General features: G+C 65.0%; 23 protein-coding genes. 12 read left to right on the top strand and 11 right to left on the bottom strand.

Annotated features, from left to right (window positions below):
• Positions 1–221: 221 nt before the first annotated feature.
• The 11 genes from frdD to GHT07_RS11585 form a co-directional block, all read right to left on the bottom strand.
• Complete coding sequence (gene frdD, locus GHT07_RS11535) at positions 222–581, bottom strand: fumarate reductase subunit FrdD (protein WP_153585239.1); 360 nt, start codon at positions 579–581, stop codon at positions 222–224.
• Positions 578–997, bottom strand: a complete 420-nt coding sequence (locus GHT07_RS11540) for a fumarate reductase subunit C (RefSeq protein WP_153585240.1) — start codon at positions 995–997, stop codon at positions 578–580. The genes frdD and GHT07_RS11540 overlap by 4 nt, the downstream gene beginning before the upstream one ends.
• The gene (locus GHT07_RS11545) at positions 994–1,746 is read right to left on the bottom strand and encodes a succinate dehydrogenase/fumarate reductase iron-sulfur subunit (protein ID WP_153585241.1); all 753 of its coding nucleotides are present in this window, start codon (positions 1,744–1,746) and stop codon (positions 994–996) included. Before GHT07_RS11545 ends, GHT07_RS11540 begins: the two co-directional genes overlap by 4 nt.
• Complete coding sequence (gene frdA, locus GHT07_RS11550; protein WP_153585242.1) at positions 1,739–3,532, bottom strand: fumarate reductase (quinol) flavoprotein subunit; 1,794 nt, start codon at positions 3,530–3,532, stop codon at positions 1,739–1,741. Before frdA ends, GHT07_RS11545 begins: the two co-directional genes overlap by 8 nt.
• 16 nt (positions 3,533–3,548) lie before the next feature.
• Positions 3,549–4,280 carry a rhodoquinone biosynthesis methyltransferase RquA gene (rquA, locus tag GHT07_RS11555; protein ID WP_153585243.1) on the bottom strand — a complete coding sequence of 244 codons (732 nt, stop codon included), beginning with the start codon at positions 4,278–4,280 and terminating at the stop codon, positions 3,549–3,551.
• A gap of 33 nt (positions 4,281–4,313) precedes the next feature.
• Positions 4,314–4,655, bottom strand: a complete 342-nt coding sequence (locus GHT07_RS11560; RefSeq protein WP_153585244.1) for a c-type cytochrome — start codon at positions 4,653–4,655, stop codon at positions 4,314–4,316.
• 120 nt (positions 4,656–4,775) lie between these two features.
• Entirely contained in the window at positions 4,776–6,914 is a 2,139-nt protein-coding gene (locus GHT07_RS11565) for an MtrB/PioB family decaheme-associated outer membrane protein (protein WP_153585245.1), read from the bottom strand.
• A gap of 16 nt (positions 6,915–6,930) precedes the next feature.
• A complete protein-coding gene (locus GHT07_RS11570; RefSeq protein WP_153585246.1) occupies positions 6,931–7,920 on the bottom strand; it encodes a DmsE family decaheme c-type cytochrome in 990 nt (329 codons plus the stop codon).
• Positions 7,917–10,544 carry an OmcA/MtrC family decaheme c-type cytochrome gene (locus GHT07_RS11575; RefSeq protein ID WP_153585247.1) on the bottom strand — a complete coding sequence of 876 codons (2,628 nt, stop codon included), beginning with the start codon at positions 10,542–10,544 and terminating at the stop codon, positions 7,917–7,919. Before GHT07_RS11575 ends, GHT07_RS11570 begins: the two co-directional genes overlap by 4 nt.
• A gap of 159 nt (positions 10,545–10,703) precedes the next feature.
• On the bottom strand, positions 10,704–12,710 hold the full coding sequence (locus GHT07_RS11580; protein ID WP_153585248.1) for a cytochrome C: 2,007 nt from the start codon (positions 12,708–12,710) through the stop codon (positions 10,704–10,706).
• Between the two features lie 45 nt (positions 12,711–12,755).
• The gene (locus GHT07_RS11585; RefSeq protein WP_153585249.1) at positions 12,756–13,403 is read right to left on the bottom strand and encodes a response regulator transcription factor; all 648 of its coding nucleotides are present in this window, start codon (positions 13,401–13,403) and stop codon (positions 12,756–12,758) included.
• Positions 13,404–13,611: 208 nt separating this feature from the next.
• Between GHT07_RS11585 and ccmA the strand changes: the two genes are divergently transcribed.
• The 12 genes from ccmA to GHT07_RS11645 all read left to right on the top strand — a co-directional run bounded on the left by ccmA (position 13,612) and on the right by GHT07_RS11645 (position 22,924).
• Positions 13,612–14,226, top strand: a complete 615-nt coding sequence (gene ccmA, locus GHT07_RS11590; RefSeq protein ID WP_228488306.1) for a cytochrome c biogenesis heme-transporting ATPase CcmA — start codon at positions 13,612–13,614, stop codon at positions 14,224–14,226.
• 41 nt (positions 14,227–14,267) lie between these two features.
• The gene (gene ccmB, locus GHT07_RS11595) at positions 14,268–14,888 is read left to right on the top strand and encodes a heme exporter protein CcmB (RefSeq protein ID WP_153585379.1); all 621 of its coding nucleotides are present in this window, start codon (positions 14,268–14,270) and stop codon (positions 14,886–14,888) included.
• Complete coding sequence (ccmC, locus tag GHT07_RS11600; RefSeq protein ID WP_153585250.1) at positions 14,885–15,634, top strand: heme ABC transporter permease CcmC; 750 nt, start codon at positions 14,885–14,887, stop codon at positions 15,632–15,634. Before ccmB ends, ccmC begins: the two co-directional genes overlap by 4 nt.
• Positions 15,631–15,819 carry a heme exporter protein CcmD gene (gene ccmD, locus GHT07_RS11605; protein WP_153585251.1) on the top strand — a complete coding sequence of 63 codons (189 nt, stop codon included), beginning with the start codon at positions 15,631–15,633 and terminating at the stop codon, positions 15,817–15,819. The genes ccmC and ccmD overlap by 4 nt, the downstream gene beginning before the upstream one ends.
• Positions 15,816–16,289, top strand: coding sequence for a cytochrome c maturation protein CcmE (gene ccmE / locus GHT07_RS11610; protein WP_153585252.1), 474 nt, complete (start codon positions 15,816–15,818; stop codon positions 16,287–16,289). Before ccmD ends, ccmE begins: the two co-directional genes overlap by 4 nt.
• Positions 16,286–18,235, top strand: a complete 1,950-nt coding sequence (locus GHT07_RS11615; RefSeq protein WP_153585253.1) for a heme lyase CcmF/NrfE family subunit — start codon at positions 16,286–16,288, stop codon at positions 18,233–18,235. The genes ccmE and GHT07_RS11615 overlap by 4 nt, the downstream gene beginning before the upstream one ends.
• A complete protein-coding gene (locus tag GHT07_RS11620) occupies positions 18,232–18,762 on the top strand; it encodes a DsbE family thiol:disulfide interchange protein (protein WP_153585254.1) in 531 nt (176 codons plus the stop codon). Before GHT07_RS11615 ends, GHT07_RS11620 begins: the two co-directional genes overlap by 4 nt.
• Positions 18,759–19,220: a cytochrome c-type biogenesis protein gene (locus tag GHT07_RS11625; protein ID WP_153585255.1), complete on the top strand. Its 462-nt coding sequence runs from the start codon at positions 18,759–18,761 to the stop codon at positions 19,218–19,220. The genes GHT07_RS11620 and GHT07_RS11625 overlap by 4 nt, the downstream gene beginning before the upstream one ends.
• On the top strand, positions 19,217–20,464 hold the full coding sequence (gene ccmI, locus GHT07_RS11630; RefSeq protein WP_153585256.1) for a c-type cytochrome biogenesis protein CcmI: 1,248 nt from the start codon (positions 19,217–19,219) through the stop codon (positions 20,462–20,464). The genes GHT07_RS11625 and ccmI overlap by 4 nt, the downstream gene beginning before the upstream one ends.
• A 112-nt stretch (positions 20,465–20,576) precedes the next feature.
• Entirely contained in the window at positions 20,577–20,966 is a 390-nt protein-coding gene (locus GHT07_RS11635) for a response regulator (RefSeq protein ID WP_153585257.1), read from the top strand.
• Positions 20,967–21,028: 62 nt separating this feature from the next.
• On the top strand, positions 21,029–21,781 hold the full coding sequence (locus GHT07_RS11640) for a helix-turn-helix domain-containing protein (RefSeq protein WP_228488307.1): 753 nt from the start codon (positions 21,029–21,031) through the stop codon (positions 21,779–21,781).
• Between the two features lie 15 nt (positions 21,782–21,796).
• Complete coding sequence (locus GHT07_RS11645; protein WP_153585259.1) at positions 21,797–22,924, top strand: PilT/PilU family type 4a pilus ATPase; 1,128 nt, start codon at positions 21,797–21,799, stop codon at positions 22,922–22,924.
• Positions 22,925–22,928 lie beyond the last annotated feature (4 nt).

A 22,928-nucleotide genomic window follows, 5' to 3' on the forward strand; every position in this document is an offset into this window, starting at 1 on the left:
AGTCCGCCTACCGCGAGCCAACAGCTGCGCTTGATCAACGAGATACCGACCGCTGCGTGTCTTGTCGGTCAACGCGCGGACGAGTTGACCGCAAACAAGTTACCGCCTCACCGCGCCGTCCACCATTCCAGGCAATGCGAAGCGAGCCGAGACCTGGTCACACCCACCCAGTTGGTTAACTCGCGCCAGAGTCCACCTGCCGCGAGCGCCCTGAACAGAATTCAACCCCCAACAGCAAGTAACCCAAAAAGGACAACACCAGTCAGGACCAAAGCCACCCCATAGCAGACCAGCTTCGCAACAGCCCCAGAATGCACCCCCACATCGTGCAAGCTGTGGAAAATGCGATGCATCGCGTGCCATGCGAACAGGCTGATCACGACAAAGATGAAGCCCTTGCCGATCCAGTTTTGCGCAAACGCGAGCATGCGGGGGTAGCTCATGAAGTCAGCGCCAAACGGCCAGCCGAGCGGCGCCGCCAGGCCAGTGACCAGCACGAGTGCCGGCGCAAGCAGCGCCGCAAGCATGCCGCCTGCGCCGAACAGCAGCCAGAAAATGGGCGCGTTGGAGCGGCGGCTCATCGCAGCCACCCAGCAATCACAAGCACCGCGACAAAGGCCGCTGCTGCCGCCGCATAACCAATGCGCGAGATCGTCTGCGCAGCCACACGCTTGCCGCCCACGAAGATCATCGGCATCGTCTTGGGCATGATCTCGAACCAGCTTTGCGCATGCACGAGCATGCAGGCGAGCAGCACGAGATGCAGCGTGATCGAGACCGGGCTGCGCAGCGCACTGAGCCAGCCGTTCCACGCCGCTTCGCCCTGCGCCAGGCGTACAACGCCCACCGCAAGCACGATCGCATACGCGAGCACACCCAGCGCCGTCGCTTCACGCACCATGTAGCGCACGAAGAACGGGTCGCGCCGCCACCAGCCTTGCATGGGGCGCATGTAGCCGCGGCTAGTGGTTGTTGGATGCTGCGTCGCGTCTTTCATTTGCGCGCCCCTTTCGGTGACAGGAATCGAAGGAAGTAATCCTTCGCGCTGTTGACCTTGTTCTGGTTCACCGCATTCGCCGGGTCCACATGCTTGGGGCAGACCTCAGAGCAGTAGCCCACTGCGGTGCAGCTCCACACGCCTTCTTCGGTGCTCATGATCTTCATGCGCTCTCGTGCGCCGCCGTCGCGTGAATCCGCGTTGTAGCGGTGCGCCAGGGCAATGACGCCCGGCCCGAGAAACGCAGGGTCGAGCCCGAATTGCGGGCACGCCGCGTAGCACAGCATGCAGTTGATGCACGAGCTGAACTGCTCGAACTGCTCCAGCTGCATCGGCGTCTGCAGGTATTCGCCTTCACTCAGCGCACGCGGTGCTTCAGGAATGATCCACGGCTTGACGCTTTCGAGCTTCTTCACGAAACCCTCGACGTTCACCACCAGGTCGCGCTCGATGGGGAAGTGCGCCAGCGCCTCGATGCGCACCGGCCCTGGCGCGAGTTCGCGCAGGAAAGTCTGGCACGAGAGGTTCGGCTTGCCATTGATCATCATCCCGCAGCTGCCGCAGATCGCCATGCGGCACGACCAGCGAAAACTCAGCGAGCCGTCGAGCTCGTCCTTGATGTACTGCAGGCCCTGCAGCACCGACATGTCGTCGGTGTACGGCACGCGCCAGCTTTGCCACACCGGCTCGTCTTCGCGCTCCGGGCGATAGCGCAGCACCTGGATCTCGATCTGCTTGCCGTCATGCATGGTGCGCCTCTTCGTTGCTGCGGTCCGCCGCTTCACCCGCAGCGCCGTATGCACGTGTGCCGGGTTGCGAGCTTGTGATCGTCACGGGGCTGTAGTGGATGCGTGGTGCGTCGCGCTCGCCTGCATAAGTCGCCAGCGAGTGCTTGAGGTAGTGGGTGTCGTCGCGCTCCGTGTAGCCATCGAGCCGCTGGTGCGAGCCGCGGGACTCGCGCCGCTCCAGTGCCGAATGCGCCATGGCCTGTGCCACGTCGAGCAGGTAACCCAGCTCGATGGCAACCAGCCAGTCGGTGTTCCAGCCGCGCGAATGATCGTCGAGCTGGATGTGGCGGCTGCGTTCCTTGAGTTCGGCGAGCTTGTCGCAAGTCGCCTGCATGGTGGCAGCGGTGCGGTAGATGCCGCAGCCGTCTTCCATGGCCTGCGCCATCTCGCGGCGCAACGTGGCCACGCGCTGGTGGCCGCTCGTGCGAGTGGCAATGCCCGTCGCGCGAAGTTGCGCATCTGTCGCCAGCAATTCCAGCTTGGCTGTATTGCCAGCTGGCGTTGCCTTTGCAAATGCCGCTGCTTCAAGCCCGGCGACTTTGCCGAACACGAGCAGCTCGGTCAGTGAATTGGAGCCAAGCCGGTTCGCACCATGCAGCCCGACGCTGGAGCATTCGCCCACGGAGTACAGGCCCGGCAATGTCGATGCAGTGGATCTGTCTGCCACGATGCCGCCCATCGTGTAGTGCACAGCGGGCAGCACGGGGATCGGCGCGAGCGCAGGGTCCACGCCGAGGTACTGCAAGGCCAGCTCGTAGATCTGCGGCAGGCGCTCGCGCAGGTAGGCCTCGCCCAGGTGGCGCAAGTCCAGATGCACCACATCGCCGTGCGGGCCTGCAATCGTGCGGCCCTTCTGCTTTTCGTGCCACCACGCCTGGCTCAGGCGGTCGCGCGGGCCCAGCTCCATCGCCTTGTTCACTGGCTTCGGGCTGGCTGGCCCCAGGCCGTAGTCCTGCAGGTAGCGATAGCCGTCCTTGTTCAACAGAAAGCCGCCTTCACCGCGGCACGCTTCGGTGAACAGCAGCCCTGTGCCCGGCATGCACGTGGGGTGGTATTGAACGAACTCCATGTCGCGCAGCGGCACACCGTGGCGGTAGGCGAGTGCCATGCCGTCGCCCGTGACGATGCCGCCATTGGTGTTCTCACGAAAGACGCGGCCCGCGCCGCCGGTGGCGATGATCACGGCCCTGGCCTGGATCATCGTGAAGTTGCCGGTAGCGACTTCGATAGTGACCACGCCTTGCGCGCGGCCTTCATCGACCAGCAGGTCCACGCAGAAGTGTTCGTCGAAGCGGCGTATCGACGGGAACTGCATCGACGTCTGGAACAACGTGTGCAGCATGTGAAAGCCCGTCTTGTCGGACGCGAACCATGTGCGCTCGATCTTCATGCCGCCGAATGCGCGCACATTGGCATGGCCGTCCGCCTTGCGGCTCCACGGGCAGCCCCAGTGCTCCATCTGCACCATCTCTTCGTGGGCCTGGGCCACAAAGTATTCGACGACGTCCTGCTCGCACAGCCAGTCACCACCGGCCACGGTGTCATGGAAGTGCGCCTGCAGGCTGTCGTGCGCCTGCGTCACGGCCGCCGCGCCGCCTTCTGCAGCCACGGTGTGGCTGCGCATGGGGTAGACCTTGGAGACGAGCGCGATGCTCAGTGCGGGGTTGGCCTGCGCGGCGGCGATGGCAGCGCGCAGGCCCGCGCCGCCGGCACCGACGATGACGATGTCGCAGTGGTACGTTTCCATGGGGTGTTACGCGTGCTCAGCGAGTCAGCACGAGCTTCTGGTACAGCCCACCGAACCACGTTTGCAGCTCGGCCGAGGCCAGTGGTACATCGGCAGGCAGGAAGTGCTCCAGCTCGTGGTCCCACAGGTCCATCGCGAAGGGCTCGAGCTTGCGGAACACCAGCCGCATCAGCATGCGAAGCGGGTGCCACGCCACGGGCCGGTGGTAGTCAACGATCACGACCCTGCCGCCCGGCTTGACCACACGCAGTGCTTCGGCCAGTGTCTTGCGCCGCACGGCCTCGGGCTGCTCATGCAGCAGGAAGAACAGGAGCACCTGGTCATAGCTCGCGTCTTCGCAGGCGAGGGACGATGAGTCGCCGCGCAGCAATGCGACGCGCTCATCTGCAGGCATCTTGGCCGCGAGGTTGGCCAGCTGGATGGGCAGCACGTCCACGATGTCGAGCTGTGCATCAGGCGCGAGCCGCTCGCGCAGGCGCATGGTGAGGTTTCCGTAAACGCAGGCTACCTGCAGCGTTGCGCCGCGCACCACGCTGCCAAGCTCGGCCAGCGCCGCATCGCGCAGGCGCCCGTAGTTGCCGAACAGGATGAGGTTGACCAGCCATTCGCGCTCGAAGACGCGTACGGCATTGGGGTGCACATAGGCCCATGAGTAGACCTGCTCCAGGTAGTGCGGGATGGAGACGCCCGAAGGCGCGCTACCAGTCTCGGGATGCGGGGCCGCGACGGTCGCCGATGGTGGTGGCATGTTGGTGTGTCCTGGAAGGTCGATTGGCCGGGCCTATTGCGCCAGGATGTACTGGATCAGGTTCTTCATGCCGGCGGCGTCTTTGGCCGGGATCGCCTTGTGCTCTTCCTCGGTGCCGTCATCCATCTTGACCTTCGGGCTCTTGGTCAGAAACTCCGACAGCTTCGCCTCGGCATCGGCCTTGCCCTTGTACTTGGCAGCCGTTTTCTGGAACGACGGGCCCTTCTTGGTCTTGTCGACGGAGTGGCACTTTGTGCAACCCGCATCCTTGCTCATCTTGGTGGCTGCGTCCGCATCGACTGCAGCGGACGCAGGGAGCATGAATGAAAGCGCGAACAGTGCGCTGGTGGCCAGGTGGGCAGCTTTGAGTTTCATGGCGGACTCCGCAACAGTAAGGTGGATGAAAGGCAATTGCATGGTGCGACCTCGCGCGGTGGCTTCTGTTGACGAGGATCAACAGAAGCCATCGCGCGTGCGGCAGCGCGCGTGTGCGGCTTACGGCCAGCGGCGGATATAGGACAACCCCAAGGCGCTCACGTTCTGCACATGCTTGCGGCTGACGGTGGTGCCGTCCGAATAGGTGAACGCCGTGCCGCTGTAGCCCCAGGCCCAGTCGTTCCAGCTGGTGCGCGCCAGGGCAATGTCCAGCCGCACCAGGGATTGCTTGTCGAGCGTGTACTTGCCGAACAGCTTCACGACTTGCTGGCGGAAGATGATGTCGGGCAGCCCACCGGTTGCGGCCAGCAGGGCAACGCTTTCGCCGCCCGCCGTGGCGTCCAGCGTCTGTGCGTAGATGCTGCGGTCATGCGCATACGACAGCGTGCCGCCCACTTCCAGCCCGCTGCGGGGCTTGCCGGTGAAGCCCAGGCCCAACGTGGTCGAGCGGTTGTCGAACGCCATGATGGCGCTGTCAGGGCGCGACTGGTCCAGCCCTTGCCGGCCGGCCGATGCGAAGGCGGTGATGTTCCACTTGTCGTTCACGGCCCAGGTGGCGTCAACATTCACGGACTCGAGCGCCGAGCGGCTCACGCCGTAGCGGCTTGGCGAGCTGTAGCTGTCGCGCCCGGTTTCTGCGCTCAGTTGCAGGGCCACGCTCTCGCTGGCTTGCCAGTCGGCCTGGAACTTGATCTTGTCGCGCTTGCGGTCCGCCAGTGTCGGCATGAAGATGCCCGAGGTGTAGCCCACGCCTTGCGCGGCCGCATCGGTGACTTCAGTCACGCCGGTCCCGCTGTTGTCGCGCAGCCAGGCCGAGCCGCCACGCCGGCTGCTCTCCACGCTGATGGCACCACTCAAGTCATCGGTCATGCGCCGGCGCACTTCGGCCCGCAAGCCAGTCTCTTCGGTTTTCTGGCGCAGCGCCGTGATGCCTGCCACGGCGCTCGTGGGCGTGAAGACGCCGCGGTCGATCGATTCGTACGTGGCCGCGAGCGTGCCGCGCCAGTCGCTGTTGAACTGGTAGGTACCTTGCACGCGCGCGCGCATGTCGGTGCGCGGCAGGCGCCGGTTGGTATAGGCGGAAGTGCCTTCGACGTTGTAGAGCGCCAGCGGCGTCTGGTCGTCCTTGTTCTCGTAGTGCAGCGTGGCCGACATCGACAGCTTGGGGGCAGGGCGCGCCGTGAGGCCGAGCTGCGCGAGCGTGGTGGTGACTTTGCCGCCCAGGTCGGTGACGCCAGCGGGTGCGCCTGTCAGGCCCGCGTCTGCAAACGACTGGTGCTGTGTGGCCTGCGAGCGGGCCAGCTTGAAGTTCATCCGCGTTGTGTCGGTGAATCGATAGCTTCCCGTGAGGTCGAGCTGCCACGCCTGGTTGTCGGGCGACAGGGCCACCGGCTGCCCGAGCACGCCAGCAAATCCGGCAGACAAGGGCAGGGGATTGCCCAGCGCGTTGCGCAGTGCCGCCGGCACGGTGGGCGCGAGGCTGCCGTAGTCGTTGCGGTAGATCGAGCCGTAGTAACCGCCGGATACGCTCAGCCGGTCTGCGGCGTAGCTCACCCGGGCCTGCAGCTGTGTGTGGGTTGCATGGACCGGCTCTGGTAACAGCAGTACGGCCCAGCCGACTTCAGTGCCGGTGGTGCCGCGGCAGCCCGGCGCGTTGGGCGAAGGGCAGTTCATGCCGATGCCCCACAGGCGCGAGCCTTCCTTCTTTTCGCTTTGCACGCTGGCATCGACTTGCCAGTGCTCGCCGAGCACCTTCGACAGCTCAAGGCCCAGGCCGGTGCGCTTGAGCTTGAAGTCGAGTTCCTGGCCGCTGGCTGTGGTGGCCAGTGCGCTCTCGCGGCGCACTTGCTCGCGGTATTCGGCGGACACTTTCCAGTCGCCCTGCTTCTTCCAGCGCAGGCCCAATTCGCGATTGCCGCCGAACAGGTCGCTCGCCCGGAAATCAACGGACGTGCCCTTGCTTTCATCGGCACGCCAGTAGTCGCCGCTCAACGCGCCGAACGCGCTCGTGCCAGGGCGCAAGCCGGTGTACTGGTCGACCACCGTGCGGTCCGCGCGACTCCCATCGATGACGCTGGCGCCAATGGTGATCGAGCCTTCAGCGACGGACTGCGCGTGGGCCGGGCCGAACCCGGAGACGATTGACAGCGCAAGTAGCGAGAGCGAGAAAGACAAGGGGGGGCGGGGGCGCGGAATCATGTGGGTCTTCCTCGATTCAGCGGGTCAGCAGGCGTGGCGTCGGGTTGGTGGCCGACGGGTTGTTCGAACCGTGCACCTGCGTATGGCAGTTGGTGCAGCTGCGGCCCTGCCAGATGTTCACCACGTTCTTGCCGCCGCTGATGCCGGTGATGGACGACGTGGCCTGTGCGCCCACGGCGGGCGGGAACACCCCGGGCTGCCCGCCCAGCGCGCCGACGCCGCCTGCCACGTGCGGCGTGTGGCACTGCTGGCACAGCATGGGCGGGCGCGCCTTGAGCATGGACGCCACGGTGCTGCCGTGCGGGTTGTGGCAGCTTGCGCAATCCTGGTCCACTGGCTCGTGCGCATGCACGAAGGGGCCGCGCTTTTCGGCATGGCAGGTGTAGCAGGTCGTGTTGGTGCTGTCGCGCTTGGCCAGCTTGGGCCCGGCCGAGCCGTGCACGTTGTGGCAGTCCGAGCAGCTCATGCGACCTTCGGGCACAGGGTGGTGCGAGGGCCGTGCGTGCTGCGCGCGCTGCTCCTTGTGGCAGGTGTAGCAAACCTCGGTTTGTGATGCGCGGGCCAGCACCTTGTCGTTGCTCGTGTGGTTCTTGTGGCAGGTGGAGCACGCAAGGTCCGACGTGTCATGCTGGCTGCCGCCCCACAAGGCCCGCTTTGCATCTTTCTGGTGGCAGGTGAGGCAAGCATTGTTGAGTGTGCTGGCCGGCACCTTGGCGTTCTTGCCGAATACACGGTCGGGCGCGGGCCGCTCTTTCGCGTCAGCTGGCTTTGTCACGTGCGTGGGGCTCATGCCGTGGCAGGTCACGCAAGTGGGTGTGCGCGCATCGGCAAGCACCGAGTGGGCGTGCCGCCTGCTCTCGGGCAGGTCTTCCTCGTCGTGGCATTTCACGCAGGCGGCCGAGGCCGCCGCGTCAACGCCAGCAGACCACGCCAGGCCCGCAGGCGCCAGCAGCCCCAGGATTGCCAGGGCGAGCGCAGCAAGAACGCGCGAGATGGCCGCCGTCATTTCTGGCCGTGGACGATATCGACGCCCTTGAAGCCGCCACTGGAGTGGCAGTCCGCGCAGGTTTCCTGTGTGACCAGCGACTGTGTCTGCGTGCGGTTGCCATACGACGCGCTGCCAAAGCTGGTCACGTGGGCGATCGCCTTGGACGAGTCGTGGCAGGCCGTGCAGGTGGCCGCCTTGGGCGATATCACCGTCCACAGTTTCGGATCGGCGGTGCCGCCTGGCTTGCCGGTGACAGCGCCGAGCGGGCCCTGGTCAACCTTGTAGGAGTTGTTCACGTGGCACGCATTGCAGTTGATGCCCACGCCCGGCCACGCGACCTCGGCTGCGTAGTTCTCGACGTATCCCGTCGGTGCGCCGGTATAGCCAGCCGTGGTGGCGGCCTGCCGCACGAGGTCAATGATCGACACGAACGTGCTGCCCGCCGGGACAGTGGTGCCGGCCGTGATCACCGTCGAGGCAACGTTGGCGATCGTGAAGCGCTGGTCGGTGTAGAACGTGCCCGTGGCCGTCAGCGCGCCGTCCTTGTTGAACGGGCCTTGCACCGGGTTGCCGTGCGTGAACGGATAAGTGCGTTTCGAGTTGCCGTGGATGCCGTGGATCATCCGCTTGAACTGGTACGACTCGTTCATGGCCAGGCCGTTGGTCATCACGGTGGCCGACATCTTGTTGGCGTCGTGGCAGGTGACGCAAGCTTCCACCGTATTGCGTGCTCCGCCGTGGAATGCCTCGGACAACGTGTTCGAGCCCGAGGTCGTGCCCAGGGAGCCGTGGCATGCGTTGCACTTCTCGTTGGACACGATCACGCGGCGCGGCGTCAGCGGGCCTGACAGTGCGACGTCCATGTACGTGTGCTGCACGACGGTGTTGACCAGCGCCTTGGGGACGACTTCGGGCCGCGGGTCGGTGGCCCACTTCACCTGCAGCTTCGGCTCCTTGATCTGCCCGATGCTGACGACGCGCGCCGTACCTGCAGCCACCGCAGTCGCCGTATCGGCCGGAACAGTGATCTGGACCGTGTAGTGATTCGTGCCGTCGTTGGTTCCGGCCGTCGCCCAGGCGTTCGCACCGCTGCCGCCGGTGTTGTTCGCCGAGAACTCCGTGATCGCCGTGTTCTGGCCCACCATGTTCATGTAGGCCAGGTAGAAGCGCAGGTTGCCGAACCTGGTGTTGTTCGTGCCCGAGGCCGGTGTGCAGGCGCTTGCTGTGCCGGTGTACGTGCACTCGGGCGTGATCAGGTTGTAGGCGGCGTTGCCAGCCGTCGGGTCAGACAGGAAGTACTTGACCGTGACCTTGCGCGTAACCGCGTCAAAGGCCACGCTCTCGATGTTCATCTTGTACTTGGCCGCGTTCTCTTCGTTCTGGTTCCAGTGCACGCGCTCCGGCGAGATGTTGGAGCCCACCACGTGGCAATCTGCGCACTGCTTGTTCGTCAGGGCCTTGGCTTGCGCGCCCGCACCGACGAGCGTGCCGGCAATGACCTTGTGACTCGTGTCCCAGTCAGAGCCCGCATTGTTGGCGTGGCACGTCAGGCACGCTTCCTTGCTGGGGCGGGTCTTCCAGTTGTCGCCCTGTGGCGTGGCGGGGTTGGAGCCCGAATGGCACTTGGTGCAATTGCGCAGGTCTTGCGGGAAGCCGACCTCGGCAAACCCGATCTTCTCGTCCTTGTAGCCCCAGATCGTGTAGTCCTCGCCGCCTTTGCCTTCGTCGAGTGCCTTCTTGAGCAGCTTGCCCGAGTGGATCTTGTGCACCATGGTCGACAGCGTCAGCACGTTGCCGCTGTTGGCATCGGTCGTGCCGGGGTTGTGGCACGTCACGCAGAACTGCGTGTCGACCCGGCCACCGCCGTGCAGCGCCAGCTTCTCGTGGCACGAGTTGCATGACGTGACGTCGGTCATCTTGCGCGTGAGGGCGGGGTCGGTCACCGCGACGGATTTGCCGTCAGCGCCAATGCGGAAGTCGAAGTACGGATTGACCTTGACGGTTTCGCCGGCCGCATTGACGTAGCTCAGCTGTATTGCCACCCGGTGCGTGCGGTTGGGCTCATACGTCACGCCGTTGGTCAGGGCGGGGTTGGTGATGTCGGTCTTGAAGGTGTAGGTGTAGTAGCCGTCTGCGTTGTAGGTCAGCTGCGCCGCGGCCAGTGCGGGGTCGGTCTGCTTGCCGTCGGCAGCGGCCTGCTTGGCCGAGGCGAGCGCTGGCACGCCGTTCGGGCCAACGCCAGCGGTCGCTGTCTCGGTGCGGAAGGTGTAGCTTTGCCACACGTCGGGGTCGCCGTTGGTGCCAGGAACCAGCTTGGCAATGATCAGGCTGACATCGGAGAGCTTCAGGTCCTGCTTGACGGCGCCGTTGGTGAAAACGGCGAAGTTGACTTTCGGCGGGCTGGCTATGGTGACTGCAGCCACGCCTGCTGCCTGCAGTACGCTGAATGGAGCCGAGGAATTGGCTGAGGTGTCGTTGGCCGGTTGCGCCGCCGCAGCGGCCAGGGCCTGCTGCACTGTGGGTGCAGGTGTGGGCGGGACCACGGGGCTTGCGCTACCGCCGCCGCCTCCGCCGCAGCCAGCGAGTGTGAGCGCGGCAGCGGCAACTGCCGCGAGGGCGATATGGGTAAACGAGCGCTTCATGGTGACCTCCGCCAAGGGATGCATTGCTGCCTGGTCGGCGCCCCGCGAACCCATGCAGCGAGGCGCTCGATTGCCCCCATTCTGGGGATGGCTACCCGCACCCGGTATCGGAACCCGCTCAAAAGTGAGCTAGGAAAACTCCTAGCGTCACCTCTGCCTTCACATGCCGCTGAAGAACCCGACACCCACCAATGTCAACAGCGTCAGTCCCACCACGATCAGGACGAACGCGAGTGCCTTCGATGCCGTCACCTTCGCGGCTGATGGTGCATCGACCAGCCGTCCTTGCAGCTCGCCGCTGGCGACAAGCCGCTCGTACTCCAGCGCATGTTCGCGCCTGAAGTGCTCCAGCGACAGGGTGCCGGTGAACATCGCGACTTCCACCGGGAACTTGTCAGGCCGGAAGTGGTTGTTGAAGAAGTGCACCGTGAACAGGAACACGACGGCAAGGAACGCCTCTTCACCGTGGAAGATGGCCGCCACGTTGAAGACCCAGCCCGGCAGGAAGGAGCCGAAGAAGCCCGGCAGCCACATGACGAGGCCGCTCACGCCAATGATCGTCACGCCCCAGAAGGGAGCCCAGTAGTCGAACTTTTCCCAGTACGTCCAGCGGTCGAACACGGGCCGTGGGCCCTTGCCGAAGAACCACTTGAACATGGCGACGATGTCCCACAGGTCCTGCAGGTTCGGGATCAGCGAATCAGGCCCGAAGAAGCGGAAGGTCTTCCAGTGGCGCGCGATCCGCAGCGCGACATACAGCAGGTGCCAGAAGAACACGCCAGCGAAGATCACGGCCGATGTCCTGTGGATGAGGCCTGCAACCTTGGGCCCGCCGAGCAGGTGCATGACCGTGGAGGCCCACGGCACGTCCGGGTAGAACAGCGGCATGCCCGTGAGCGTGAGCACCATCAGGCTGAGCGCGAACAACAGGTGGGCGATGCGCCAGATGGGGCTGAACCGCATGATGTGCTTGCCACGCAGGTCGGCCGGCACGTCATCGAGCCGCACGCGCCTGTCGCCGCCATGGGCCTTGCGGTCCTGGTACTCGCGGTAGAACCACAGCGCGGTGTGCAGCCAGAAGAATCCGAAGGTGCCAACCAGCAGCCCGGCCATCATCTGGAAGGCGATCCAGATCTGCGGGTAGCGCGCGAAGTTGTGCGCGTGGCCGTGCGGCAGGAAGCTCGCAAAGCCAGGCGGCGGGTCGGCGAGCCCCTTCTTCGGGTTATGGCAGGTCGCGCAGGTTTTCATCCGGTTGTCCGGATGCACCGTCGACTTCGGGTCGTTGACCTTCAGGATTTCGTGGCTGCCGTGGCAGTTGTAGCACTTGGCTGTGTAGCTGTAGCCGAGCGTGGTGATACTGCCGTGGTAGGTGGCTTTGTACGAGTCGAGCTGCTCTTTGTGGCAGCTGCCGCAGTTGCTGCTGATGGCCAGCTTGAACGGGTCGCCCGTTGTGTTGGCGACCGAGTGCGCCGAGTGGCAATCGGTGCAGACGGCGGCTTTGGCGTCCTTGTTCTTGTCGTTCGCCCTGCCATGGACCGAGTCCTTGTAGGCATCGAGCTGGTCGGTGTGGCAATCGGTGCCGCACGTTTGCGAAATGCTCATGCGCCACTGCTGGTACTCGGGTGAGGTCTTGGCCGGCACGTTGAAGCTGTGCGTGTCGTGGCAGTTGTCGCACGTCGCGTTGGCCTTTGTCTTGTCGTCGGCATTGGGCCGCGCGTGGAACGACTTGTGGTAGGCCTGCACGTTCTTTGCGACGGCAGCGAGCCCCGGCCGTTCTGCGGCCTTGCCCTGCTTCTGGGCCTGGTCCCACAAGTCCTGGTGGCAGCTGGCGCAGTCCACTTTTTTCAGTGGCGTGGATGTGGCCTTGGCGTGGGCGTTGGCCTTGTCCGCGTTGTCGGTGATGTCCGTGTGGCAGGCGACGCACTGCATCTTCGCGTGCACGCTCCTGCCGAACTTGTCGGGTTCGACCGGATGCAGTGCACGTGGCTTGCCAGCAACGCCTGCTACTTCCAGTTTCGATTTCTTGCCGTCATGGCAGCTCAGGCAGGTGGCGTTGTCCAGTGACGGCGGCGCGGCCTGCGCCTGGGCATGCACGGCGGGCGCGCAAAAAAGAAAAGCGGCAAGCCACAAGGCTGCCGCGAATGGGAAACGATGCCTGAAGTGCATGTCAGCCTCGCCGTGTTCGCCGGTTGGAGAAGTCGCGCATGGGGTCTACCCACGGTCACTGCCGAGCAACTGGTGCTCGATCGCATAGCGCACCAGGTCGACCTGGCCGCTCAGCGTCATCTTGTCCAGGATGTTGGACTTGTGGGTGCTGACCGTCTTGATGCTCAGAGACAGCTCGTCAGCGATCTGCGTGAGCTTGGCGCCACTGACGATGCGGCTGAAGATGCCGTATTCGCGATCGGTCAGGCGCGTGTGTGGAAGGTGGTCCCCATTGCGTACAGGATCGGTCGCGAGCAGCTCGGCGACCTTCTGGTTGATCCACATGCTCCCATTGGCGACCCGGCGCATGGCCTCGAGCACGATCGCGGGCTCCGAGCGCTTCATGAGATAGCCCGAAGCGCCGGCGCGGATCGCGCGCACGGCGTACATCTCCTCTGGCTGGTCGGTGAACACCAGCACAGGCAGGCGCGGCCGTTCGGCCTTGAACCGCTTGATCAGCTCCAGGCCGCTGCGCCCGGGCAAAGACAGCTCAAGCACCAGCAAGTGGTACTCGTGTGCGAGCACCATCGCCAACGCTGCATGCGCATCGCCAGCCTCGCCAGCGAAGGCAAGGTCAGTGCAATCTGCGAGCAGGGTACGCAGGCCGAGCCGAACGACTGGCTGGTCATCTGCAATGAATGCGTCGTGCTTCAAGGGGCTGTCACCATGGTTGAATCAAGTCCGTTCTGCGTTGATGGTTTTTATTAGGCGCGTCGTGTTCGAGCTCGGGCTTCACATATGTCAACGTGCGAGTCGCCGCCTGCCAACCGCATGCCAGGCGCAGCGCCGGATGGATAGCGCCTTGTCCTGAATCAACCCCGCGAGCCTTCGGCTATTGGCGTGCGGCATACTGGCCGCGAAAATGGCCGGTATGTTGAGCGCGCAAAGTCTTTCCTGTATCCGTGGTGAACGCCCCTTGTTCGAGGGCGTGGGCTTTGACGTTGGCGCCGGTGACCTGGTTCACGTGCGCGGCGCCAACGGCTCTGGCAAGACGAGCCTGCTGCGAATGCTGGCCGGGCTTGCCCTGCCAGCTGCGGGGGATGTGCTGTGGAATGGCGTCTCCATCGCCAGCGAGCCGGCCGCCTACCACCGCGAGCTGCTGTACCTGGGCCACCTGCCTGCCATCAAGGACGACTTGAGCGGCACCGAAAACTTGCAACTGGCCAGCGAGCTCGATGGCGACAGCCTGGGTGAAGACGCTGCGCGCGCGGCCCTGTTGCGAATCGGCCTGGCCGGGCGTGAAGACCTGCCGGCACGGGTGCTGTCGGCGGGGCAAAAGCGCAGGGTGCTGCTGGCGCGGCTGCTAACGCGCCGCGCCAGGCTCTGGGTGCTTGATGAGCCGTTCACCGCGCTCGACGTGAAGGCCGTTGACATGCTGGGCGCGCTCGTCACAGAGCACCTGGCCCAAGGCGGCAGCGCTGTCGTCACCAGCCACCAGCCACTGCCCATGGCCGATGCCAGGGTGGTTCAGCTGTGAACGCGCTGCTTGCAGTCACCCGCCGCGACCTTCTGTTGGCCATGCGCCGCAAGACAGAAGTGCTCACGGCGCTGTTTTTCTTCGTGATCGTCACCAGCCTGTTCCCGCTGGGCATTGGCCCTGAGCCAGCGCTGCTGCGCAAGATAGGCCCGGGCGTGCTGTGGGTGGGTGCGCTGCTGGCCACGATGCTCGGCCTGCAGCGCATGTTCGCTGCCGACCATGCCGACGGCACGCTCGAACAAATGGCACTCGCGCCTTCGCCGCTGGTGTTGCTGGTGGCCGGCAAGAACCTTGCACACTGGCTGGTGTCGGGCTTGCCGCTGGTGCTGCTCGCTCCTGTGCTGGGCCTGCAGTTCGGCCTGGATGGCGAAGCGCTGGCCATGCTCACGCTAGGGCTGCTGCTGGGCACGCCTGTGCTCTCGCTGATAGGCTCCATCGGCGCTGCGCTCACGCTGGGTGTGCGCGGCGGCGGTGTGCTGCTCAGCCTGCTGGTGCTGCCGCTTTTCATTCCCACCTTGATCTTCGGGGCCGGCGCTGTGCAGGCGCAGCAGTCGGGCCTGGGCGCGGGTGGGCACTTATCCTTGCTGGCAGCCATGCTGCTGCTGGCCCTGTTTTTTGCGCCGTGGGCGACCACGGCGGCCGTGAGGATCGCACTCGAATGAGCAACCGTGTTGTCAACTGGTTTCGCCTGGCAAGCCCTGCCACCTTCTACCCGGTGGCCGGCCGGCTCGTGCCGTGGTTTGCTGCGCTGGCCGTGGTGTTTGGCGCAGCAGGCCTGTGGACGGGCTTTTTTATCGCACCGACGGACGCAGTGCAGGGCGAGGGCTACCGCATCATCTTTGTTCACGTGCCCGCGTCGTGGATGTCGATGTTCATCTACCTGGTGATGGCTGCGTGGGCGGGTATCGGCCTGGCGTTCAACACGCGCCTGTCATCGATGATGGCGCAGGCGCTCGCACCCACGGGCGCATTGATGGCCTTCCTGTCGCTCGTCACGGGCTCGTTCTGGGGCAAACCCATGTGGGGCACGTGGTGGGTGTGGGACGCGCGGCTCACGTCCGAGCTCGTGCTCATGTTCCTGTACATCGGCTTTATTGCCCTGCAGGCGGCGATTGACGACCCGCGGCGTGCCGACAAAGCCGGCGCGATCCTGGCGCTGGTGGGCGTGGTGAACGTGCCCATCATTTATTTTTCCGTGAAATGGTGGAACACATTGCACCAGGGCTCATCTATATCCATGACGAAGGCGCCGTCGATGGCGCAGACGATGTTGTGGGGAATGTTGTTGATGGCGCTTTGTTTCTGGATGTATTCGATTGCCGTGGCCTTGAAGCGGCTGCGTGCGATCATTCTTGAGCGCGAATCCCATGCGCAATGGGTGCACGAACTGCCGCAGGTGGCCGCATGAGCTGGAACTCGCCTTCTGAATTTTTTGCCATGGGCGGCTACGCCCTGTACGTGTGGGGCAGCTTCGGCGCCTGCGCACTGGCACTCGCTATCGAACCATTTCTGGTGTCGCGCCGCACGCAGGCCGCTTTGCGCGGCGCGAAATTGCAAGCCCGGGCCCGGCGCCTGGACAAGGAAAACTCATGAAATCATGGAAGAAGCGCGGCGCGATTGTGGTGGGCGGCGTGGCCGTGATCGGCATCGCAGCTGCACTGGTGCTCAATGCGCTGAACAGCAACATCGCGCTGTACGTCACGCCAACAGATGTCGTCGCGGGCAAGTCGCCAAAGGGCCAGGCGTTTCGCATCGGCGGCATGGTCAAGGACGGCTCGGTCAGGCGCGACAACCTCACTGTGCACTTCGTTGTGACCGATATGGCGCATGACATCCCGGTGTCGTACACCGGCATCCTTCCGGACTTGTTCAAGGAAGGCAAAGGCGCCGTGGTGCAAGGCCGCCTGACGCCCACAGGCGACTTCACGGCTTCCGAAGTGCTGGCCAAGCATGATGAAAACTACATGCCGCCCGAGGCCAAGCATGCGCTGGACAAGGCGCAGAAAGCCAAGGACGCCGCCAAGCCTGCGACGACCGAGAGCGCTGCAAAGGTCGCACCATGATTGCCGAACTCGGTCACTTCTGCCTCATCCTGGCACTGTGCGTGTCAATGCTGCTGGGCACGCTGCCCTTGATCGGCGCCCACCAGGGCCGGCGTGAATGGGTCGTGCTGGCGCGGCCCAGCGCACAGGCGCTGTTCGTGCTGCTGGCCGCTGCGATGGCTGCCCTGGCATGGAGCTTCTACCTCAACGACTTCAGCGTCGCCTACGTGGCGGGCCACTCGAATTCATTGCTGCCCACGGTGTACCGACTGGCGGCCGTGTGGGGCGGGCATGAAGGCTCGCTGCTGCTGTGGGTGTTCATGCTCGCGGGTTGGACATGCGCCGTGGCGCTGCGTTCGCGCACGCTTGACGAGGCGATGGCTGCGCGTGTGCTTGGCGTGCTCGGGCTGGTCACAACCGGCCTGCTGCTGTTCATCCTGCTCACGTCCAATCCGTTCGACCGGCTGCTGCCTCCCGCTGAAGAGGGGCGCGACCTGAACCCGCTCCTGCAGGACCCGGGCCTGATCATCCACCCGCCGATGCTCTACATGGGCTATGTCGGTTTTGCGGTGGCGTTCGCTTTCGCGATTGCGGCGCTGCTGTCTGGCCGCGTCGATGCGGCGTGGGCACGCTGGTCGCGCCCGTGGGCCACCACGGCGTGGATATTCCTGACCATCGGGATTGCACTCGGCTCATGGTGGGCCTACTACGAGCTGGGCTGGGGCGGCTGGTGGTTCTGGGACCCGGTCGAGAACGCATCGTTCATGCCGTGGCTGATCGGCACCGCGCTGCTGCATTCGCTGGCCGTGACTGAAAAGCGCGGCGCGTTCAAGAGCTGGACGGTGTTGCTGGCGATCGGCGCTTTCTCGCTGTCGCTGCTGGGCACGTTCCTTGTGCGCTCGGGTGTGCTCACGTCAGTTCACGCCTTTGCGACCGACCCGCGTCGCGGCATCTTCATCCTTGTGTTGCTGGCACTGGTGATCGGCTCGTCGCTGTTGCTCTTCGCGTGGCGCGCGCCCAAGGTGGGGCAGGGCGGCACGTTCGCGCTGATGTCGCGTGAAACGCTGATGCTCACTGGCAACGTGTTGCTCGTTGTCGCGGCGGCATCGGTGTTGCTCGGCACGCTGTATCCGCTGCTCATCGACGCATTGGGCATCGGCAAGATTTCTGTCGGCCCGCCGTACTTCAACACGGTGTTCGTGCCGCTCATGACGCCCGTGCTGTTCCTCATGGCCGCCGTGCCGCTGGCCCGCTGGAAGCAGGCAAACGTGGCTGACATGGCGCGCCGTCTATGGGCGCCGGCGCTGGTTGCGGTGATTGCCTCGGTCGCGTTCCCGCTGGCGATGGGCGGCTGGACGTTCCTCACGGCGCTGGGCAGTGCGCTGGCCGCGTGGATCACCGCGTCGATGGTGCAGCAGATCGTGCGCAGCCTGAAGTCGTCGGGCATGCCGCCGATGTCGTTCTGGGCCATGCATTGCGGCCACGTGGGCATCGCCGTGTTCGTGCTCGGCGTGACCATGGTGGGCGGCTTCCAGGAAGAAAAAGATGTGCGCATGGAGCCGGGCGACACCGTGACGGTGGGCGGCCATGAATTCAAGTTCCTGGGCGTGCGCAAAGTGCAAGGCCCGAACTACGTGGCTGACCGCGGCGAGTTCCAGGTCACGAAAGGCGGCGGCGCGCCCAAGGCGCTCTTTCCTGAAAAGCGTGCCTATGCATCGTCCACGATGCCCATGACCGAAGCCGCGATCGACGCAGGATTTACGCGTGACGTGTATGTGTCGCTCGGCGAGCCGCTCGAAGGCCAGGCGTGGGCCGTGCGCGTTTACTTCAAGCCGTTTGTGGACTGGATCTGGGGCGGCTGCCTGCTGATGGCGCTGGGCGGATTCTTCGCGGTGCTCGACAAGCGCTATCGCGTGGGTCGTGCGAAGGCGAAGTCACCGGCGATGGTGCAGGGAGCCGCGGCATGAAGGCGCGCTTTCTCATCCCGATCGGCCTGTTCCTGGTGCTGGTGGTGTTTCTGGCGCTGGGCCTGCAGCACGACCCGCGCGAGATTCCGTCGCCGCTCGTGGACAAGCCGGCGCCGCAATTCAAGGTGGCGCAACTCATCGCCGAAGACAAGACGTTCTCGCCGCAGGACATGAAGGGCCAGGTCTGGATGCTCAACGTGTGGGCGTCATGGTGCGTGGCCTGCCGTGTGGAGCATCCGTTGCTGATGGAGATCGGCAAGTCGAAAGCGGTGCCGCTGATCGGCCTCGACTACAAGGACACGCGCCCCGCAGCGCTGAAATTCCTCAGCCAGCACGGCGATCCGTACACGCTCGCGATCGTGGATACCGATGGCCGTGTGGGCATTGACTTTGGCGTGTATGGCGTGCCCGAGACCTTCATCATCGACAAGCAAGGCGTAATCCGCCACAAGCAGATCGGCCCGATCACCGAAGAGGCGCTGCAGAAAACCATCATGCCGCTGATCGAGAAGTTGAAAAAATCATGAAGCGTTTTTTTGCGTGCGTGGCCCTCGCGCTGGCCCTTGTTGGCGCAGCCGCGAAGGAAGCGGCACCGCTTGCTGAGGACCCCGTCGTCGAAAAGCGGCTGATCGCCATTTCCGAGGAATTGCGCTGCCTGGTGTGCCAAAACGAGTCGCTGGCCGGCTCCCGGGCGGACCTGGCGAACGACCTGCGCCGCGAGTTGCGCACGCTCATTGGCCAGGGCAAGACCGACGCGCAGATCCGTGAGTTCATGGTCAGCCGCTACGGCGACTTCGTGCTGTACCGCCCGCCCGTCAAGCCGCAGACGTGGCTGCTGTGGGCTGGCCCGTTTGTATTGATGCTGGTGGGCGTGATCGTGCTTGTGGTGTATGTGCGCCGCCGCCGCGCCGAGCCAGCGGCAGCCCCCCTGACAGAAGAAGAAGCCCGCCGCGCGCAGGCGCTGCTTGAAGTGAGCGAGCCATGATTGAATTTGTATTGATCGCAGCCATTGCGGTGGCCGTGGTGCTGCTGCTGGTGCTGCGCCCGTTCTTCTGGCAGCGTGCGCAGGCGGGCCCGGTGCAGTCGCAGCGCAGGCTCAACGCGCAGATTTATCGCGAGCAGATGGAGCGGCTCGACGCCGACCTGGCAGCGGGCACGCTCGCGCAGAGCGAATACGCAGAGACGCGCGCCGAACTGCAGCGCCGCGCGCTGGACGACACGCAGGAAGAAGACGCCGCGCTGGTGCTCAAGACGCCGCGCCGCACGATGCTTGCCGTGGCTTTCGTGCTGCCCGTGGCCGCAGCGGCGCTTTACGCCGTGATCGGCACGCCGGCTGCGTTGTCGCCGCAAGCGACAGCGCCAGCGGCAGCGGCCACGCCCGACATGCAGCAGATCGAGCAGATGGTCGCGGGCCTGGCAAAAAAGCTGGAGGCTGATCCATCGAACCTGAAGGGCTGGGCCATGCTGGGCCAGTCGTACAAGGTGATGGGCCGCAATGCCGAGGCTGAGAAAGCCTTCGACAAGGCGGGCGCCTTCCTGGAAGGCGACGCTGCCCTGCTCGCGAGCTACGCAGACGTCGCCGCCAGCAACGCGGGTGGCAGCTTCAAGGGCAAGCCCGCGATGCTGATCGACAAGGCGCTGAAGGTGAACCCGGCCGAGCCGATGGCGCTGTGGCTGGCCGGCACCGTGGCCATGCGCGACAACGACAACCGCAAGGCGCTCGCATACTGGCAGCAGCTGCTGCCGCTGCTCGCGCCCGGCTCGCAGGACGAGCAGATGCTGCGGGGCATCATCGAGGAAGTGCGCGCCAAGGCGGGCGACGCGCCGGGCACGGCGGTTGCGGCCGCCACACCGCAGGCCAGGCCCGCGGCTGCGGCCACAACGCCGGCTGCCAGTGTCACCGGCACCGTCACGCTCGACGCATCGCTCAAAAGCCGCCTGGCCGCTGGCGACACGCTGATGGTCATCGCCCGTGTGCCGGGCACCCGCATGCCGGTGGCCGTGCTGCGCGTGCCCGCTGCCGGGCTGCCCATGCCCTTTACGCTGGACGATTCACTGTCGATGAGTCCGCAGGCGCTGCTGTCGTCTGCGAAAGAGGTCGAGATTGAAGCGCGCATCTCCAAGTCGGGCCAGGCCCGCGCGGAGCCGGGCGACTTGATCTCGACGGTGCAGACAGTGAAAGTGGGCGCGCGCGGCGTGACGCTTGCCGTCGCCTCCGTGCGGCCCTAGGAATCGTCCTAGTGGGGCTAGGCGCGGTGGCCCCCGCGCTTCGGAATCGGCCCATGCGCCGATTCAGCGCACGCCGATGGAGCAAAAACGCCATGACTGAGACAGTTCACTCATGGCGCACAGCACCACTCCCCTCAAGGTCTTCCTGGCCGATGACTCCGAGCTGATTCGCGCTCGCGTCGCCGCCATGCTCGGCGCGCCCGCCATGGACATCGTGGGACAGGCGCAGACACCGCGCGCCTGCATTGACGGCATCCTCGCCACGCAGCCTGACGTGGTCGTGCTCGATGTGCAGCTGGAAGGCGGCATGGGCCTGGACGTGCTCAAGGCCGTGCGCTCCGCCGACCCGGGCATTGCCTTCGTCGTGTTCAGCAACAACTCCGCGCCTGCCTACCGCAAGCGCTACCTCGCGCAGGGCGCTGTCCGCTTCCTGGACAAGACCACCGAATTCGACCAGCTCGTGCAGGCCGTCGCCGCTGCACCTGGCCAGCTTGCTCATTGATTCTTCCGGAGACCCGCCACATGACTTCCTCTGCAGCTGTCCCCGCATCTTTTACTTCCACCATGCGCGTGATCCCAGTGACCAGCCGAAACCCCAACTCGACGATCTCGCCGATGCGCACCAACTGCTCTGCATGCCACCTGCGTGACCTGTGCCTGCCGTGCGGCATGGAAAACGCGGACATGGCCACGCTCGATGCCATGGCCTTCAGCCGCCGCCGCGTGTTGATGGGCGAGGCGCTGTATAGCGCCGGTGAACGTTTCCACAATATTTACGCCGTGCGCAGCGGCACATTCAAGTCGAGCCTGGTGCTTGCCGACGGCCGCGAGCAAGTCAGCGGCTTTCACATGGCAGGCGAGTTGATGGGCATGGATGGCCTGGCGCAAGGCACACATGCCAGCAGCGCCACTGCACTGGAAGACACGGAAGTCTGCGCCATCCCGTACACGCACCTGATCGAGCTGTCCGCCGCCAACCCCGGCATGCAGCACATCGTGGGCCGCCTCATGAGCCGCGAGATCGTGCGCGAGCACAGCCTGATGCTGCTTCTGGGCAGCATGAACGCCGAAGAGCGGCTCGCTGCCTTCCTGCTGAACCTGTCGCAACGGCTGAAGGCCCGCGGCTATTCGCCGAGTGAATTTCACCTGCGCATGTCGCGCGCCGAAATCGGCAGCTTCCTGGGCATGAAGCTCGAGACAGTCAGCCGCACGTTCAGCGCCTTCCAGCAGCAAGGCCTGCTGGAAGTGGACAAGAAGCGCGTGCGCATCACCGACCTGGAAGGCCTGCAGCGCGCACTCGACGTGCGCGTGCATTAACGCGCGCCTGCGGCGATGCACCCCCTGCCCACTGCCGATGCGCAGGACCTGCGCGTGTATCTGCGCTACCTGTCGATGACAGGCGGCTCCGACCTGTTCTTCTCGGTAGGCTCGCCTCCGGCGCTGAAGGTGCAAGGCATCATTCGCGCGATGGGCCTGCCGCCACTGGCGCCGGGCAGCGTCAGGCAGCTGGCCCATTCCGTGATGAACGAAGCGCAGGTAGCGCAGTTCGAGCGCGACCTTGAATACGATCTTGCCGTGGTGGTGGAAGGCGCGGGCCGCTTCCGGCTGAATGTCTTCATGCAGCGCGGCGAAGTGGGCCTGGTCGCGCGCTTCGTCAAAGACCACATCCCCTCCCTCGCGCAGCTGCGCATGCCGGCGCAACTGGCAGACCTGGCGATGCTCGAGCGCGGCCTGGTGCTGGCCGTGGGCGCTGCGGGTTCGGGCAAATCGACCACGCTCGCCGCCATGATCGACTGCCGCAACGCGGGCGCGCCGGGCCACATCCTCACGGTGGAAGACCCCATCGAATTCCTGCATGGCTACAAACGCTGCGTCGTGGACCAGCGTGAAGTCGGCATGGACACGCACACCTTTGCCGATGCGCTGCGCCACGCGATGCGTGAAGCACCCGACGTGATCATGATCGGCGAGATCCGCGACGCGGAGACGATGCAGCACGCGCTGTCGTATGCGGACACGGGGCACCTGTGCCTGTCGACGATGCACGCGAGCAATGCAGCGCAGGCCATCGAGCGCATCGTCAACTTCTTTCCCGCCGATGCGCGGCAGCGCACGTTGATGGACCTGTCGATCAACCTCAAGGGCATCATCGGCCAGCGGCTGATCCATGGGCGCGGCGGCAAGCTGGTGCCTGCGACCGAGCTGATGCTGCAGTCGCCCTTCATCGCCGACCTGATCGAGCGCGGACGCATCGACGACATCACGGCCGCCATCGGCCGCAGCGAGCCGCTGGGCATGCACACGTTCGATCAGTCGCTGCACGAGTTGTTCGTGGCCAGCGAGATCACCGCCGAGCAAGCCATCGAGCATGCCGACTCGAAGACCGATGTGGCCCTGCGCATCCGCCTGGGCGCTGGCGCGGCTACTGCGGGTAGCGACCTGTCGATGCAAAGGGGCTGACGCG

Source organism: Caenimonas koreensis DSM 17982, from assembly GCF_009646335.1.
Classification (GTDB): domain Bacteria; phylum Pseudomonadota; class Gammaproteobacteria; order Burkholderiales; family Burkholderiaceae_C; genus Ramlibacter; species Ramlibacter koreensis.